This is a genomic window from Mesorhizobium sp. M7A.F.Ca.US.011.01.1.1, assembly GCF_003998295.1.
Lineage (GTDB): Bacteria > Pseudomonadota > Alphaproteobacteria > Rhizobiales > Rhizobiaceae > Mesorhizobium.
Genome location: NZ_RZRT01000020.1, coordinates 77,374 through 93,945, shown reverse-complemented (window position 1 = coordinate 93,945; position 16,572 = coordinate 77,374). Strand labels below are relative to the sequence as shown.

Annotated in this window: 16 protein-coding genes and 2 pseudogenes; 9 read left to right on the top strand and 9 right to left on the bottom strand. The window is 63.8% G+C overall.

The genetic code is table 11. From position 1 onward, the window contains the following. Positions 1-194, top strand: a pseudogene (locus tag EOA13_RS37950) (IS630 family transposase); the annotation flags it as partial. Here EOA13_RS37950 and EOA13_RS19565 read toward each other — a convergent pair. Continuing rightward, positions 181-1,026 (bottom strand): LysR substrate-binding domain-containing protein, encoded by an 846-nt coding sequence (locus EOA13_RS19565; protein ID WP_127295108.1) that lies wholly within the window; start codon positions 1,024-1,026, stop codon positions 181-183. The pseudogene EOA13_RS37950 and the gene EOA13_RS19565 overlap by 14 nt on opposite strands. Before the next feature lie 98 nt (positions 1,027-1,124). Here EOA13_RS19565 and EOA13_RS19560 point away from each other — a divergent pair, with 98 nt between their 5' ends. Beyond that, positions 1,125-1,724, top strand: a complete 600-nt coding sequence (locus EOA13_RS19560) for a LysE family translocator (protein WP_127295100.1) — start codon at positions 1,125-1,127, stop codon at positions 1,722-1,724. Positions 1,725-1,988: 264 nt separating this feature from the next. Here the strand turns inward: EOA13_RS19560 and EOA13_RS19555 are convergent. After that, positions 1,989-2,781 (bottom strand): annotated as a pseudogene (locus EOA13_RS19555) (SDR family oxidoreductase). A 208-nt stretch (positions 2,782-2,989) separates the two neighbouring features. On the opposite strand from EOA13_RS19555, the gene EOA13_RS19550 reads away from it, so the two are divergent. Then, positions 2,990-3,448 (top strand): MarR family winged helix-turn-helix transcriptional regulator, encoded by a 459-nt coding sequence (locus EOA13_RS19550; RefSeq protein ID WP_127295098.1) that lies wholly within the window; start codon positions 2,990-2,992, stop codon positions 3,446-3,448. Positions 3,449-3,476: 28 nt separating this feature from the next. Here EOA13_RS19550 and EOA13_RS19545 read toward each other — a convergent pair whose 3' ends face one another. Next, positions 3,477-4,655 carry an MFS transporter gene (locus EOA13_RS19545; protein WP_127295096.1) on the bottom strand — a complete coding sequence of 393 codons (1,179 nt, stop codon included), beginning with the start codon at positions 4,653-4,655 and terminating at the stop codon, positions 3,477-3,479. Positions 4,656-4,854: 199 nt separating this feature from the next. On the opposite strand from EOA13_RS19545, the gene EOA13_RS19540 reads away from it, so the two are divergent. From EOA13_RS19540 to carB, 4 genes are all read left to right on the top strand, one after another. After that, positions 4,855-5,211, top strand: coding sequence for a helix-turn-helix transcriptional regulator (locus EOA13_RS19540; protein WP_127295095.1), 357 nt, complete (start codon positions 4,855-4,857; stop codon positions 5,209-5,211). A gap of 261 nt (positions 5,212-5,472) precedes the next feature. Next, positions 5,473-6,237, top strand: coding sequence for a metallophosphoesterase family protein (locus tag EOA13_RS19535; RefSeq protein WP_127295093.1), 765 nt, complete (start codon positions 5,473-5,475; stop codon positions 6,235-6,237). A gap of 199 nt (positions 6,238-6,436) precedes the next feature. Continuing rightward, positions 6,437-7,333, top strand: a complete 897-nt coding sequence (locus EOA13_RS19530) for an SH3 domain-containing protein (protein WP_164780180.1) — start codon at positions 6,437-6,439, stop codon at positions 7,331-7,333. A gap of 230 nt (positions 7,334-7,563) precedes the next feature. After that, a complete protein-coding gene (gene carB / locus EOA13_RS19525; RefSeq protein WP_127295091.1) occupies positions 7,564-11,061 on the top strand; it encodes a carbamoyl-phosphate synthase large subunit in 3,498 nt (1,165 codons plus the stop codon). Positions 11,062-11,198: 137 nt separating this feature from the next. On the opposite strand, the gene EOA13_RS19520 is transcribed toward carB, so the two are convergent. From EOA13_RS19520 to EOA13_RS19505, 4 genes are all read right to left on the bottom strand, one after another. Beyond that, the gene (locus tag EOA13_RS19520; protein ID WP_164780179.1) at positions 11,199-11,987 is read right to left on the bottom strand and encodes a type I restriction enzyme HsdR N-terminal domain-containing protein; all 789 of its coding nucleotides are present in this window, start codon (positions 11,985-11,987) and stop codon (positions 11,199-11,201) included. A gap of 164 nt (positions 11,988-12,151) precedes the next feature. Continuing rightward, positions 12,152-12,544, bottom strand: coding sequence for a RidA family protein (locus EOA13_RS19515; protein ID WP_127295087.1), 393 nt, complete (start codon positions 12,542-12,544; stop codon positions 12,152-12,154). A gap of 340 nt (positions 12,545-12,884) precedes the next feature. Further along, the gene (locus EOA13_RS19510; RefSeq protein WP_127295085.1) at positions 12,885-13,346 is read right to left on the bottom strand and encodes a hypothetical protein; all 462 of its coding nucleotides are present in this window, start codon (positions 13,344-13,346) and stop codon (positions 12,885-12,887) included. After that, entirely contained in the window at positions 13,347-13,730 is a 384-nt protein-coding gene (locus EOA13_RS19505; RefSeq protein ID WP_127295083.1) for a DUF6152 family protein, read from the bottom strand. Positions 13,731-13,934: 204 nt separating this feature from the next. Here EOA13_RS19505 and EOA13_RS19500 point away from each other — a divergent pair, with 204 nt between their 5' ends. Beyond that, on the top strand, positions 13,935-14,255 hold the full coding sequence (locus tag EOA13_RS19500) for a DUF1476 domain-containing protein (RefSeq protein ID WP_127295081.1): 321 nt from the start codon (positions 13,935-13,937) through the stop codon (positions 14,253-14,255). A 326-nt stretch (positions 14,256-14,581) separates the two neighbouring features. Here EOA13_RS19500 and EOA13_RS19495 read toward each other — a convergent pair whose 3' ends face one another. Both EOA13_RS19495 and EOA13_RS19490 read right to left on the bottom strand, forming a co-directional pair. Further along, entirely contained in the window at positions 14,582-15,136 is a 555-nt protein-coding gene (locus EOA13_RS19495; protein WP_127295079.1) for a DUF4142 domain-containing protein, read from the bottom strand. Positions 15,137-15,346: 210 nt separating this feature from the next. Further along, positions 15,347-16,090, bottom strand: coding sequence for a DUF899 family protein (locus tag EOA13_RS19490; RefSeq protein WP_164780177.1), 744 nt, complete (start codon positions 16,088-16,090; stop codon positions 15,347-15,349). 144 nt (positions 16,091-16,234) lie between these two features. Between EOA13_RS19490 and EOA13_RS19485 the strand changes: the two genes are divergently transcribed. Continuing rightward, positions 16,235-16,570 (top strand): hypothetical protein, encoded by a 336-nt coding sequence (locus tag EOA13_RS19485; protein WP_127295075.1) that lies wholly within the window; start codon positions 16,235-16,237, stop codon positions 16,568-16,570. Positions 16,571-16,572: the final 2 nt, after the last annotated feature.

The window sequence follows — 16,572 nt, the reverse complement described above, 5'->3', positions numbered from 1 at the left end:
AATACTCGCCCGACCTCAATCCTATCGAGAAGCTCTTCGCCAAGCTCAAGCACTGGCTGCGCAAGGCTGCCAAGCGAACAGTCGAAACCGTCTGTGACGCCATCGGCCAAATCCTCGGCACCGTCACGTCAACCGAATGCCGAAATTACTTCACAGAGGCAGGCTATGCCCAACCTAAATTCATCCCGCTCTAATATACCGCGCGAATTCCTGCGCCGCCGGCCCGACACCGTGCCTCGGCAGATGCAGATTGATGGCAAAATTCGGCAGCGGCGGCAGGCCGGACTCCGCTGGCAATATGTCGAGATCCGCCGGCACGGTGGTGGCTAGCCAGGCGGTGACGGCGAGGTCGGAGCGCACCGTCGCCGTCGTCGCGTCGATGTTGCCGTTTTCGAACACGGTGCGCCACTCCAGCCCGTGCTCACTGAGCGCCGCCAGCACCGCCGGGCGGAAGGCGCAGGTATCGGCGACGATCGAAACCGGCAGCGGTCGCTTGGCGCGGGCAATGCCGCCCTTGGCACCGACCCAGACCAGCCGGTCGATGGCAAGGCACTCACCGGCCGACGGGCCGACGCGTTCCTCGATCACCGCAAGGTCGATGGTCCCGGCCGCAAGGGCAGCAGCCAATTCCGGCGACGAGGCGCAGACCAGCGATATCTCGACCTGCGGATAGGTCTCGGCATAGGTCTTCAGCACCGGCGCCAGCAGGGTGCCGACAAGATCGTAGGGCACGCCGAGCCGCACCTGGCCGGCCACGGGTGTCCCAGCCATCTCGGCCCAGATCTCATCATTCAAGGCCAGCAACCGCTTGCCCCTGCCGAACAGCTGTTCACCGGCGCGCGTCAGCCGCAAGCCGCGCCGGTCGCGCTCGAACAGGCTGGAGCCGAGCGCCTCCTCCAGCCGCTTGACCTGCTGGCTGACAGCACCTTGCGTCAGGTGCAGCGCATTGGCCGCCGCCGTCATGCTGGCCTTTTCGGCGACGGTGATGAAGGTGCGGATCAGCGCCATGTCGAGATTTCGGATCATGGCTGGCATTATCCATCCTAATGCCGAGCATGGCAAACATTGCATTTACTGAAGTTCGCGCGCAGCTACGATCGCAGCCCTCTGATAGAGGACGCCGCATGCTCGAGCCCATTCTCCCGCTCATCCTTTTTGCCATCGTCGCCACCACCACGCCCGGCATCGCCACGACCCTGTCTACAGCGTCCGGCGCCCAGTTCGGCTTTCGCCGTTCCGTGCCCCTGCTGGTCGGCAGCGCCGCCGGCCTCGCCACGGTGACGGGCGCCGCTGCCGCCGGGCTCGCCGGTCTGCTGCTTGCCGTGCCTTCGCTGCAACTGGCCATGAAGGTCATCGGCTCGCTCTATCTCCTCTGGCTGGCGATTAAGATCGGCCGCAGCGGACCGCCCAATCTGGATGTGAGCATGGCCAGGCCGAACAGCTTTCTCGGCGGCGCCGGCATTCAATGGATGAACCCGAAGGGTTGGGCGATGGGTCTGGGCGCCGCGGCATCGTTCGCGGCCCTAGCCAGCGGACCGATGCAGCTCGCGCTGCTGCTCGGCGCCACTTTCGGCCTCGCGGCGGCCGCCTCGCTTTCACTGTGGTGCGTGGCCGGAATGGTGCTGGCGCGGCTGCTCAAGACCGAATGGCAATGGCGCGCGCCCAACATCGTGCTGGCGCTGGTGCTGGCCGCCTCGATCATTCCGATGTGGCGGACGGCGTAGACGGCCACGGAATTGGAGAGAAGACGCCAAGTCCTGCAAGGTCAGCGCAGATCCCCACCCGGACCTTCGGTCCGACCTCCCCACAAGGGGGAGGTGGGGAGCGTGCCTTTTCCAAGCCTCAAAGAGGGTGGCGCCCCCTCACCCTCTCCCTTTGTGGGGGTCCGAAGGACGGGCGAGACCCGTGGCTCGCCCCGGCAAGTCGCGGCGAAGCAGCGGGGTGGGGGTACTGGTTTGCGAAGCAAACCAGCCCTCTTCGCTAGGCACTCAAGCCGCGTAGCGGGCCGCCGGCTTGTCGGCGTGCAGGCTGCCGTAGAAGGCCTGCCGGGCACCGAGGAAAATATCCAGCTTGGCCGGCTCGGCGAGCGCCGGCACGGTGACGGCTTCACCCCTGGCAAGGCCGACAAGGGCCGCATCGACCATATCGTCGGCCGTCATGATGATTTCCTTCGGAAGCTGGTCGATATCGCTGCCGGCAAGCTCCCAGAAATCGGTCCGTGTCGCGCCCGGCAGCACCACCTGCACCTTCACCTCCGTACCCTCGACCTCGCGGTGCAGAGCCTCGGTGAAGTTGACGACATAGGCCTTGGTGCCGCTGTAGATGCCGCCGAACGAGGTCTCATAGGCGAGCACCGAGGCGATGTTGACGACCGCACCTCGGTTGCGCGCCAAAAACCCCGGCAGCACGGCACGGGTCAGCCGCGTCAAGGCGATGACATTGACCTTGATCATGCGTTCGGCAGCGTCCGCATCGGCGGTTGCCACCACGGACTGGCCGCCAAGGCCGGCATTGTTGACCAGCAGCGTCACGCTGTCGTCGCTGGCGATCGCCTGCTCGACGCGGCGGACGTCGTCGTCGTTGGAGAGGTCGGCGCTGATCACGCTGACCTTGCGGCTATAGGTCTGGCGCAGCTTCCCGGCCAGTTCCTCCAGCCGGTCGGCGCGCCGCGCCACCAGCACCAGATCGTAGCCCTGCCCCGCCAGCCGGTCGGCATAGACCGCCGATGCCCGACGAAGCACCGGTGACGACCGCCGTGCCCTTGTTGCCCTGTCCACTCATTGTCCTGTTCCTTCTTCGACTGATCTGGTTCGTTTCGACTGCCCCGGTGCCATGGCATCTGCGCGCTGCCGGAAAGCCGCTTGATCTGATTTAGTGGCATATACCACTAATTGTGAAGTAGGCATATGCCACTATCTTGTCAATGATACGCACGGGGATTATTTGAGGGGTGCAGCCGGGCCTCATTCGCCGGCGCCAAGGACCATTCATGTCAAAGGACAGCTTGCCCGGCCTCACGCTCTGCAACAACGCCGCGCTGCGCCGCGCCGCGCGCAACCTCGGCAAGTTTTATGATGATGTGGTGGAGCCGTCAGGCCTGAAGGCGACGCAGCAGGGCCTGCTCTACCAGATCCATATCGGCGCCGAGCCGGCGATGGGGGCTATCGCCACGTCGCTGATCATGGACCTGTCGGCGCTCGGCCATACGCTGAAACCACTGATCCGCGACGGCTATGTCGAGACTTTCGCCGATCCGGAGGACCGCCGCGTCAAGCGTGTGCGGCTGACGCCGCAAGGGTTGGCCAAGCTCGAGGCAGCGATGAAGCTGTGGCAAATCGCCCAGCAGCGTTTCGAGGATGTCCTCGGCAGGGACAAGGCTGAAAAGCTGCGCGCGGCGCTGGATGACATCGCCGCGCTGGATTTTGATCTGCCCCCGGCCACGCCCTAAGGCGTTAGGCCAGCGTTTGCCAAAAAACCTACTCGGCAGGCATCTCTACAGGCCGAGCCGCCCAGCGGCCGGCCACCACGATGCCAAGCCCGACGATCGGGAAGATCGCGGCGATCAGGCCGAGATCGGCCGGCGCGCCGTAGCGCAGCACCGCACCGCCCACCACCGCGCCGAGTGCCACGCCCAGATAGAGCGCCGAGGCATTGAGCGACAGCACGATCGGGGCGGCATCGGGCGCCAGCTTGATGATGCGGCTGGCCTGCGCCGGCGGGAAGGCCCAACCGACGATGCCCCACGGCACCATCATCGCCATCAGCGCCGGTCCGGCAATATGCGGCGGCAGAAAGGTCGGGATGACCGACAGCAGGACCAGCATGCCGGCACTCAGCGCCAACGACCAGCCGACGGTGCGGGTCGCGCCGAACCGGTCGGCGGCCTGGCCGCCGCCAATGTTGCCGATGACGGCGCCGACGCCGAAGGCGAGCAGCATACCGGGCAGCGCGATCTGGCTGAGACCGCCGCCCTCGATGGCAAGCGGCGCGACATAGGCAAAGACGGTGAAGGCGCCGATCAGCGCCAGCACTGTCGTCAACAGGATCGGCATCACGCCGGGACGCAGCGCTGCCGCCAGCCTGCGCTTCAAGGGCAGCCTGGTGCCAACGATGCCCCGCGGCAGCCGGTACCACAGGATCGCGCCCGCAAGTGCGCCAAGGCCGGCGATGGCAAAAAAGGTGCCGCGCCAGCCGGCAACGGTGGCGACGAGCGCGCCCAGCGGCGCACCCAGGGCAACGGCCACCGTGGTGCCGCCGACGACGACGGCGATGGCACGCGCCCGGTGATGGTCATCGACCAGCGCCACCGCGGTGCCTTGCGCGGTTGCGGCGAACAGGCCCGACGACAGCGCCATGACGATGCGCGCGATCAGCAGCAGTTCGAAGGAGGAACTCAAGGCAGCGGCGATGTTGCCGATGACGAAGAACACCAGCGTCCACAGGATGACACGGCGCCGGTCCCATTCGCCGGTCAGCGTCGCCAGGATCGGCGTACCGATCGCATAAGCGAGCGCGAAGGCGGTGATCAGCGTGCCGGCCAGCGGAATGGAGATGCCGGCATCCGCCGCAATGTCGGGCAGAAGGCTGGAGATGACGAAGCCTTCGGTCGAGATCGTGAACGATCCGAGCGCGAGCCAGAAAAGGCGCTTGTCCATGGCGGGATGTCCTTAGTTCAAAGGTTATTGAACAATTGGACATAATAGGGCAGCATGTCAATGAAGCCAGGGAAAAATAGCTGAACCTTCCTGACAGCCCTGTGTCAGCACAGGTCGGCGCGAGACGGAGAAAGGCCGCGTGCGGGCCAACAATGATGGATGCGTTGAAATCGGACCCGACTGTGCTTAGTTTCGAGCCATGACCTTGCCACACCCCAATACGGACCAGATCAGCCTGCCGATCGTGCTTGGCGTGCTCGGCGATCCGACCCGGCTCGCCATCGTGCGCTATCTCGCCAGCAAGCAAGGCGTGCCGCTGAACTGCAGCCAGTTCCTCGATTTCGGCTCGAAGACCAATCTGAGCTACCACCTCGCCAAACTGCGCGAGGCCGGCGTCACCCGTGCCGAGGTGGTCGGCACCAACCGCATGATCACACTGCGCCGCGCCGATCTCGACGCCCGCTTCCCCGGCCTGCTCGACAGCGTCATCGCCGCCGCCGGCGACGATCCGGCACTGCCGGCGGTCGGCGGCCACGACCTCGAAGTGCCGGCCTAGGCACGAAGTTACCTGCGCCCTCGCAGAACTTGGGTTCCTCGCCTCCCGTGAAACGGGGGAGAGGTGGCTCGGCGAAGCCGAGACGGAGAGGGGGACCTTGACGCCCCCCAACTGTTCAAAGAAGTTGGGTTTTTCCTCGACGCGCAAAGAGCCCCCTCTCCGACCGCTTCGCGGCCACCTCTCCCCCGCTTTGCGGGGGCGAGGAACCCAGATCCTGCAAGGTTCGCCTTGCCGACCAATCATTCCCACGGAGCCTCCCCTATGCGCATCGCTGTCCTCGCCGATATCCACGGCAATGTGCTGGCGCTCGACGCCGTGCTTGACGATCTGAAGCGGCGCGGCGGCGCCGACCTGACCGTCAACCTGGGTGACAGCGTTTCCGGCCCGCTCTGGCCGCGCGAGACGTTTGCGCGGTTGGAGGCGCTGAACCTGCCGACGGTGCGCGGCAACCATGACCGCCGTGTCGCCGCCGACCCCGCTGATGACACCATGTGGCCCTCCGACGCCTATGCGCAGGAGCGGCTGACCGAGACGCAGCGCCAGATGCTTTTCGCCCAGCCGCTGACGCTGGAGATCGCACCCGGAATCATCGCTTTCCACGCCCGTCCCGACCATGACGAGAAATATCTCGCCGATACCATCGTCAATGGCCAGCTGGTGCGTGCGCCGTTGGCGGCGATCCGGCGCCGGCTGAAGGCGCTCGACCCGGCTTGCCGCATCGCGCTGTGCGGCCACAGCCACCGCGCGGAGCTGATCCGCGTCCCCGATGGTCCTGTCATCTTCAATCCGGGCAGCATCGGCTGCCCTGCCTATGACGATTCCACACCGCCGGCGCATGTCTCCGAGCAGGGCTCGCCACATGCGCGCTACGGCATCGTCACGTTGGGCGGCAGCGGCCAGCCTGACCGCTTCGAGGCCATCGCCGTCGACTACGACCATGAGGCGGCCGCCAGGCAGGCCGAACAGGCGGGCCGGCCGGAATGGGCTCACGCGCTCAGAACCGGGTTCATGCCCCTGCCCGGCTGAACGCTCTTGCATTCATGCCCGGTTGAACGCTCTTGCGTTCATGCCCGGCTGAGTAGGCTCACGGCCTGGCGGTCCGGGTTGAGACCGGCGAAACGGCGAATTTTCGGGCTTACATGGCGCGGCGTCGTCCCTTATAAAATCGGCCGGGCTTGCGGCGGGCTCGATCCGCCGCGGCATGGTATCAGCGCACGGCCAAACGATGAGGCGCACAGTTACGCTCCGAACAATCCTCCATGCGCTGATTGCTGCTCCGCTGTTGATGACGGCGTGGCCGGTCATTGCCCCTGCTATGGCTGAAGAGGCGCCGGACCTGGTCATTTCCGTCGTCACCGGCCTGGCGCCGGACGACCTTCTCAAAGTCCGCACCACCGCATCGCCGGTCGCCACGGTCGAGGCGCGGCTGAGCAGCGGCGACATGGTCACCAATCTCGGCTGCAACGACATCAACGGCTACAAATGGTGCAAGATCGAGAGCACGGGCAAGGAGAAGCTGAGCGGCTGGGCGCCGGCGCGCTATCTCATCCCCCTCAATCCGGCCCCCTATGTCGAAGGCGAGACAAGACCGGCCGATGCGCCGGTGGTTGCCTCCACCGGCAGCGCCAATGAGGCCGGGCAGGCCTCGGCGCCGGATCAATCGCAGGCCACCGGCTCGGCCAACAGCGCGCCGGTCCCGCCGCCCGACCTGACAGCGCGGCTTGGCGGCGCCCGTCCGGCAGCCGAAAGCACGCCGAAATCGGCCGCGGAAATCGGCCGCGCCGCGATGCAGGATGCGTACGTACTGGCGCTGGCGGCGCCTGACGTCCCGCCGGATCCCGCTCCGACGCCGGCTTCTGGCCCCGAGATTCCCTGCGCCCGCTATGTCGGCCAGCCAATGGAGCGCTGCAAGGTCAGCGTGGTGCACACCGCCGACAAGGCGAACATCACTGTGACCTGGCCCGATGGCGGCACGCGCATCATCTCCTTCCGTGCCGGCCAGCCGGCCGGTTCCAACGCGGACGGCAATTTCCGCTTCACTCGGGAGGGCAGCCTCAACATGATACGCATCGGCGAGGCCGAGCGGTTTGAGATTACGGATCAGCTGGCGCTGGGGAATTAGAATTTAGGGGAGTAAGGGAGTAGGGGAATAAGGGAGTATGTTTGGAATTCCCTCGAACCCACCCTATTCCCCTATTCCCCTACTCCCCTACCTCGCATTTTCGGGGTTACATCAGTCAGAACTCTTCCCTATAAGGCCCTCCTAGCCTGATACCAGAATCGCGAGCACAACCGGCCGGGTCTTCCCGTCCCGGTTTTTTGTGCAAGCCGCCCGCCGAACGGACCTTTGACATGCCAAGACGCACTGACATCAAGTCGATCCTGATCATCGGGGCCGGCCCCATCGTCATCGGCCAGGCCTGCGAGTTCGACTATTCCGGCACCCAGGCCTGCAAGGCGCTGAAGGAGGAAGGCTTCCGCGTCATCCTGGTCAATTCCAACCCGGCCACCATCATGACCGATCCGGAACTGGCCGACGCCACCTATATCGAGCCGATCACGCCTGAAGTGGTCGCCAAGATCATCGCCAAGGAGCGGCCCGACGCGCTGCTGCCGACCATGGGCGGCCAGACCGCGCTCAACACCGCTCTGTCGCTGCGCCGCATGGGTGTGCTCGAGCGTTACAATGTCGAGATGATCGGCGCCGACGCCACGGCCATCGACAAGGCCGAGGACCGCGCGCTGTTTCGCGAGGCGATGAAGAAGATCGGCCTGGAAACGCCGAAATCGATGCTGGCCAACGCCACTGACGTCAAGAACACCGACCGCAAGACGCATGAGGCCGAGCGCGCTGCCGTGAAGGCCGAAGCGCCGGCCGATCTCGACGCCGCGCTCGATGCGCTGGAAACCCGCTGGAACCTCGGCGAAGGCGACCGCAAACAGCGCTACATCAGCCATGGCATGGCGATCGCCGCACAAGCGCTCGACCATGTCGGCCTGCCCGCCATCATCCGCCCGTCCTTCACCATGGGCGGCACCGGCGGCGGCATCGCCTACAACCGCGCCGAATTCTACGAGATCGTCCAGTCCGGCCTCGATGCCTCACCGACCACCGAAGTGCTGATCGAGGAGAGCGTGCTCGGCTGGAAGGAGTATGAGATGGAGGTCGTCCGCGACAGAGCGGACAATTGCATCATCGTCTGCTCGATCGAGAACATCGACCCGATGGGCGTGCACACCGGCGATTCGATCACCGTCGCTCCGGCCCTGACCTTGACCGACAAGGAATACCAGATGATGCGCAACGCCTCGATCGCGGTGCTGCGCGAGATCGGCGTCGAGACCGGCGGCTCCAACGTCCAGTTCGCCGTCAACCCGGCCGACGGCCGCCTGGTCGTCATCGAGATGAACCCGCGCGTCTCGCGCTCGTCAGCTCTGGCCTCGAAAGCGACCGGTTTCCCGATAGCCAAGATCGCGGCAAAACTCGCCGTCGGCTACACGCTGGACGAGTTGGAGAACGACATCACCGGCGGCGCCACGCCGGCCTCGTTCGAGCCGTCGATCGATTACGTCGTCACCAAGATCCCGCGCTTTGCCTTCGAGAAATTCCCCGGCGCAGAGCCGGTGCTGACCACCGCCATGAAGTCGGTCGGCGAAGTCATGGCCATCGGCCGCACCTTCCAGGAATCGCTGCAGAAAGCCCTGCGTGGACTGGAGACCGGCCTGACGGGTCTCGACGAGATCGAGATCCCCGGCCTCGGCTATGGTGCGGCCAACCATGCCGACGACCGCAACGCTATCCGCGCCGCGCTCGGCACGCCGACGCCGGACCGGCTGCGCATGGTGGCGCAGGCGATCCGCATGGGCACGTCGCTGGAAGACGTGCACGCCATGTGCAAGATCGACCCGTGGTTCCTCGAGCAGATCGCCGGCATCGTCGCCATAGAAGCCCGCATCCGCGAGCACGGCATCCCCGAGGATGCCGTCAATCTGCGCATGCTCAAGGCAATGGGTTTCTCCGATGCCCGCCTCGCGTCGCTGACGAAGACCGACGCCGAAGTGATTCAGAAAGCTCGCGAAAAGCTCGACGTTCATCCGGTTTACAAGCGCATAGACACTTGCGCGGCCGAGTTCGCCTCGCCCACCGCCTACATGTACTCGACCTATGAAGTGCCGTTTGCCGGCGCGCTGGCCGACGAGGCGCAGGTCTCGTCGCGCAAGAAGGTCGTCATCCTAGGCGGCGGCCCCAACCGCATTGGCCAGGGCATCGAGTTCGACTATTGCTGCTGCCACGCCGCCTTCGCGCTGCGCGACGCCGGCTATGAAGCGATCATGATCAACTGCAACCCGGAGACAGTCTCGACCGACTACGACACCTCCGACCGGCTTTATTTCGAGCCGCTGACGGCCGAAGACGTGCTGGAGATCCTGCGCGCCGAACAGGCCTCGGGCGAGCTGGTCGGCGTCATCGTGCAGTTCGGCGGCCAGACGCCGCTGAAGCTCGCGGATGCGCTGGAAAAGGCCGGCATCCCCATCCTCGGCACCTCGCCCGACATGATCGATCTCGCCGAAGACCGCGACCGCTTCCAGAAGCTGCTGCACAAGCTCGGCCTCAGCCAGCCGAAGAACGGCATCGCCTATTCGGTCGAGCAGGCCCGCCTTGTCGCCGGCGAACTCGGCTTCCCGCTGGTGGTGCGCCCGTCCTATGTGCTGGGCGGCCGCGCTATGCAGATCATCCATGACGAGGGCATGCTGCAGACCTATTTGCTCGACACCGTGCCCGGCCTGGTGCCGGAGGACATCAAGCAGAAGTACCCCAACGACAAGACCGGCCAGATCAACACGCTGCTGGGCAAGAACCCGCTGCTGTTCGACACCTATCTGTCAGGCGCCATCGAGGTCGATGTCGACTGCCTCTGCGACGGCAAGTCGACCTTCGTCTCCGGCATATTGGAGCACATCGAGGAGGCCGGCATCCATTCGGGCGACAGTGCCTGCTCGCTGCCGGTGCACTCGCTGCCTTCCGAACTGGTCGACGAGTTGGAGCGCCAGACGGCGGCACTGGCCCGTGCGCTCAATGTCGGCGGTTTGATGAACGTGCAGTATGCGATCAAGGACGGCACGGTCTATGTGCTGGAAGTCAACCCGCGCGCGTCGCGCACCGTGCCCTTCGTCGCCAAGACCATCGGGCGACCGATCGCGAAAATCGCGGCCCGCATCATGGCCGGCGAAAAACTGGAAGATGCCTTCGCCCATTACGGCGCGATGCCTGATCCCCGCAACCCCGGCCACATCGCGGTCAAGGAAGCCGTCTTCCCCTTCGCCCGCTTCCCCGGCGTCGACATATTGCTCGGCCCGGAAATGCGCTCGACCGGCGAGGTCATGGGCCTAGACCGCGACTTTGCGCTCGCCTTCGCCAAGAGCCAGTTGGGCGCCGGCGTCGACCTGCCCCGCTCCGGCACGCTGTTCGTCTCGGTGCGCGACGAGGACAAGAAAGGCATCCTGCCGGCCGTCAAGCGCCTGGCAGGCCTCGGCTTCAAGGTGCTGGCCACATCAGGCACCGCCCGCTTCCTTGCCGAAAACGGCGTCGACGCCCAGAAGATCAACAAGGTGCTGGAAGGCCGCCCCCACATCGAAGACGCCATCCGCAACCGCCAGGTGCAGATCGTCTTCAACACGACTGATGGCCAGAAGGCGGTGTCGGACTCGAAGTCGCTGCGGCGAGCGACGCTGATGCAGAAGGTGCCGTATTACACGACGCTGTCGGGTGCCGCGGCTGTGGCGGAGGCCATTGCGGCGCTGAAGGCGGGGAGCCTGGAAGTCAGGCCGCTGCAAGAGTATTTTGCGTGAAGTGATTAGCTAATCTCCCTCCTTGTGGGGGAGATGGCCGGCCGGCCAGAGGGGCCCCCTGTCCCGCCGCGGGTGCGTGCTGCGGCATCCCTTGAGCCCTAGACTCCATAATTTTGCTTTGTAAACAGAAGCGGCAGTCAACTCGAGACATCGACAACAACTGCTTTCGCAACTTTGTTCTTCGCTCTCTCCAGCTTGTTTATTGCTTTGCGCATCCTGGCTACGGCTTCTTTCGCCTTGTCGCCTTCAACCGTGTCACGCTTGACCACCTCATTTTCGATGAGCAGCGATAGGTTCTCATTGCCGACCTTTATGTCTGGAAAGAGCTTGCGGATTTCCCTGCGCACCACCGAAATTACCGCCTCGGAACGGATGATCGCGGAAACGGTAAACTTGTTGAATAGTTGAGCCTGTTGGTGAAAGGCGTCCATCGCATCAGTCGTCAGCCCTTCCTTGGCGAACAGGAAGAGACACTGCAGATGATCCTCGTTCTTGGGACTCAAGTCGGCAAAGACGATGCGGCAAACTTCTTCGTGGCTGATCTGATTTGCCACATAAATACGAACCAGCCGCCACTCCACCGCGTTGGTCAGGATCACCCAATGAATGCCTTGATGAGCCCCATAGTCGATAACTTGGCGTAGATGATTGTCGGCAAGTCCACTGCCTGCTGATTTCACTTCGACGAGCAGCCGCAGTTTTCCACCAATCTTTATCGCAAGATCGCAGTATGTGGATTTGATCTGATGTTCAGACGTGAGCTCATCATATTTGTCGTAACCAAAAACATCTGCCAGAATGTCCTTGATCAAGGTAACCGTGTCGGCTTCCGCCACGTCGGACTTTTGCTGTGCCAGGGTAATCCGCTGATATTTCTTGAGATTCGATGCAATTCGTTCGACGAATTTCTTCGGCAGTTTGTTCAATGACTCACCCTCCCTGTCCCCGAAGAGAGTTGAGAGCGAGTTTACTTGAAAGACAAGCAAAAACTTATGTTAGGCACCACCGGCCCTTCGCAGGCTCAGGGCGTTCGAAGCTCGAAAAGCCAAGCAATTGGCTTTTCGTCCGCTGCGCGGACCGCCTCTCACCCTCACGCCACCGCCACACACTCAATCTCAATATCGAACTCCATCGGCCAAGACGCCACCGGCACAAAACTCCGCGCCGGCGGGTTCACGCTGAAATACCTAGCATAGACCCGGTTGATGGCGTTGTAGAAGCCGGAATTGACGGCGTAGATGCGCACCATCACCACATTGTCCAGCGAAGTGCCGGCCGCTTCCAGGCAATGCTTCAGCGCCTTCAGCGACGCCTCGGTCTGCGTTTCGATGTCGCCGCGCACCATCTCGCCGGTCACCATGTCCACCGGCGGCGTCGCCGAGATGAACACGAAGCCGTTAGCCCTGACCGCTGTCGAGCAGGGAAGGCCGAGCGCCCGCACCTTGTCCGACATGACCGGCACTTCGATGATTTCTTTCTTCATGGTGGTTCTCCCTGAGTATGCAGCAGGCTGCCGCGTTAGTTCTAATGAAGAGCCCCTAACCTTCCCCCCAAGGGCAGGGCTATCGCATGTGGATTCTTGCGAAGAAGGACCCCCACCCTAACCCTCCCCACAAGGGGGAGGGAACGCTGCCGCGTGCCTTTAAATTCTTCTTTGGCGCCGAAAGACAGACGATTTGCCTAGGTCAGCGCCAACGGAAGTCTCCCTCCCCCTTGTGGGGAGGGGTTAGGGGTGGGGGTCCTCTTCGCAAAAAAACTGTAGGTGACGCTTCAGGGAGCTTATCCCGGCGCTGGCGGAACGCCAGTGCAGGCGCTCGCTCTAATCAGAGAAAACCGATGAACCGTCCGGCGAAAAGCACGGAGGTCCACAGCACCATCGAGAGCACGGCCAGGACGGTCCCACCTGCCGGCTCGTCGCTATCTGTTGCGCGGGAGAAGCGCATGAAGGCGAGGAAGTTGACGCCGGCGAGAAGGATGAGCGCCATCTTGGCGAGGAAAATCGGCATCGCCGCATAGGTGCTCGCCTTGACCGAAAACAGCAGCGAGCCTGTGACGAGCGCACCCGCGAACGCCGCCAATGCAATGCGGCGCAGCAGCGCGACGAACGCCGCGTGCGGCAGCGAACGGAAGGCGCCGCAGATCCTGAGGTCCATGAGAACGACGCTGGTCAGCAGCGCGCCGATCGATATGATGTGGAGCGCGTTGACCACGGGGTAGGCGACGAAGGAAGCCTTCAGCCACCGCGCCAAAGCGAGTTGCTCGATACCGGCGAGGAGCTTCGCCATCTAGGCCGGCGGCACACGGTCGGGATAGACATCATAGGTCTTCCCGTTGACGATGATGCGCACCGCTTTCATGCGCTTTTCGGCCGCCTCGAGCGAGCGATTGCCGATCGCAGTCACCTCGTCGCCGACCTTGGCCACCTCCTCGGTGAAGCCGGCGGCGATGGTGCGGGAGGGCGGCGCCATCTCCACCCGCCAGGCCTCGCCCTCTGCATCGACATCCAGCGTGGCGTGCGGATTACCGATATAGATGGCCGTGATCTTGCCCCTGAGTTCGAAAAACCCGTCCTGGGTCCACGACCAGCCATGATGGGCATAGGCCGCGGTGCCGGCGGCAAGGATCACGGCCGCCGTCAGCGCGACGCTGCGAATTCCGTTGAACTGCATCGCTCGTCTCCTCGGTTCATCCCGCAGGGATTGAAGAGTAGGACGCGGCGCGGCAACGTCAAATCACATCGGGCGAAGCCGCCAGGCGCCGCTCGATCACCGGCGACCTTGCCTTGCTAATGACATCCACGCGCGTCACTCTCTCCTTCCTGGCCGTTCTTCCCCTGGGCTGAAGATCGGACTCACATCCAAACGAGGCAAATCATGAGCAGCATGAGAGACCGTCAGGAAGGCTTCGAAAAGAAGTTCGCGATGGACGAGGAAACGAAGTTCCGGGCCATGGCGCGCCGCAACAAGCTGCTCGGCCTGTGGGCCGCCGAACAGCTCGGCAAATCCGGTGCGGACGCCGACGCCTATGCGAAGGATGTGGTGCACGCGGACTTCGAAGAGGCCGGCGACAACGATGTGTTCCGCAAGGTCCGCGCCGATTTCGACGCGGCAGGCATCGCCCAGTCGGATGCCCAGATACGCACCGCCATGGAAGAACTGCTGGTGACCGCGGTCGAGCAGATCAGGTCGACCTGAGCAGCGCTCAGCCTTGATCGGTATAGGGCCACATTGTGGTGTTGGTTTGCCAAGCGGGCCGGCTTCCATGGTAGCGCCCTACGGCGCCCCCCTCTGTCCTGCCGGACATCTCCCCCTCAAGGGGGGAGATTGGCAGCTTTGGCGCCGGCCTTCATCTTGCAACGTTGAAAATTGGCGAAAACAGTGACGACGGCCAATCTCCCCACCTGTGGGGGTTGAGGAGTGGTCCGCGAAGCGGATGGAAAGCCAATTGCTTGGCTTTCCAAATAACGAACGTCCGGCAGGACAGAGGGGGGCGCCGTAGAGCACAGACCTTAAACCGCCGCCTAACCCTGATGCGCGGCCGCCAGTTCCTTCACGTGCTTTTCGTGCATCTGCAGCGTCGGCAGCGTCTTCTTGGCGAATTCCTTCATCGCCGGGTCGTCGCCTGACTTTGCATAGCCGCTGAACAGCGCGACGGCTTCCTTGTGGGCGTTGGTCTGCATTTCGATGTATTTCGCCTGGAACTGATCACCGCTGGCGCTCTTCAACTCATCGAGCATCTTCTGCTCCTTGGGCTGCAGGGCCGGACCGGACGGCGCTGTGGCCGAGGTTGTCTGGCCTTGGGCAAGCGCCGCCTTGAATTCCTCGCCGGCCTTGGTGTGATCGGCGATCATCTGTTTGGCGAACGCCTTGACGTCGGCGTCGGTCGCCTTCTGCTCGGCGAGCTTGCTGGACTCGATCTCGAACTCATTGGCGCTCGGCACCGTCTTGATGAAGGTCGAAGTGTCGACCTTCGTCGTCGTGGCGAGCGGCGTGGTCGTGGCGGTCGTGTTCGACTGGGCAAAGGCCGGCGCGCCGGTAAGCAATGCTGCTGCGGTCAGAATGGTAAGCGTTTTCATGGCATGTCTCCGGTTGGAATTGTCCCTCGGACAAACCAACGTCGCTTGGGCACTCCGGTTGCAGCTCATGAGGAAGAAGCCCGCGCATGTCGCCTCAATCGCCCCACCGTATCCGTACCTGACTCGAACGCTCGCCGATGCCCTCGTTCGAGCCAGCCATGGGACTCATGTTCCGAAAACTGAAACGCGGCGGCTGACCAGAGCTGCCTTTCAGTGGCAACACGCCTCGCCATATTGCAACTGCTCGTTCCAGTTCGGGCGGCCTTCAGGCGTGAAATCCATCAGGTTCCACAGCGTTTCGCAGGTGCCAAGGCCGCGTGGGTCCTGGCCCGGCTCCGTCGGTGCGAGATCCAGTTCCGAGCTCCAGAAATGGCGTATGCCGTCGCCGTCGCGGTGGAACACCGACAGCAGCGGGATCTGTGAGCCGTCGGCCGCCTCCGCATTGTAGTCGCGCTTGAAGCTGTTGGAAGCCGAAGACACAAGCCGCATGTTGCGCCAGCCCCGGTCGCGGCCGAGCGTAACCAGGTTTTCGAGCGCGGTCTTGCCCACCACCGCGAAATTGAAGCCGGCGGCCTGGAGATGCCCGACCGCGCCGTCGAACTGGTCGAGCAACGCCGTACAGGAGGGACATGGCTGGTCCGGTCGGGCAAGCTTCGCCGTGCCGCCGCTGGTCGCCACATCGCGCTTCTCCTGCGGGTGACGCGGGAACATCATGTTGTAAAGGATGAGCGAGTCCTTGCCCGGCGCGAACAGCTCCGACAGTCTTGTCTTTGCGGGCTTGCCCTGGGCATCCAGTGCGTCGAATTCATAGTCCTGGCGGATCAGCCCGCCCGGCGGCAGCGCGCGCCGGGCCTCGGCGACCTCTTCCATGACCCGGCGCAGCTCGATTTCCTTGCGCAGCAGTTTTTCACGCGCGGTGCGGTATTTCGCGGATTCGTTGGGAAAGGTGATCATGATCGGCTCCTTCAAGTCGCGGCGCCGGCGTCCCGGCGCGGTTGCTCTGCGACCCAAGGACGTTTGCGGCGATCGGTCCCGACATTTATTGCGCATGGTGAGATGTCGTAATACCTGTTCGGGCAGCGTGATCCGGGGAACAACATGCACGACGACGAGATCGATCTGCGCTGCCCGCAAGTGGTGGCCGACAATGCCGCCAAGGGCCTCAGGCTGCGCGGCGAATTCGGCCGCGGCGGCACCGGGATCGGCGTGGCCCGCGCCACCGAGCTGAAGAACCGGGAAAAGCTCACGCCCTCCACCATTCGCCGCATGGTCAGCTATTTCGCCCGCCACGAGATCGACAAGCGCGGCAGGAACTACGGCAATGAGCAAAACCCTTCGGCCGGCTACATTGCCTGGCTGCTGTGGGGCGGCGACGAAGGCCGCGCCTGGGCGCTGGAGCTCAAGAAGAAGATCGGCAACGCACCGGACATCTGAGC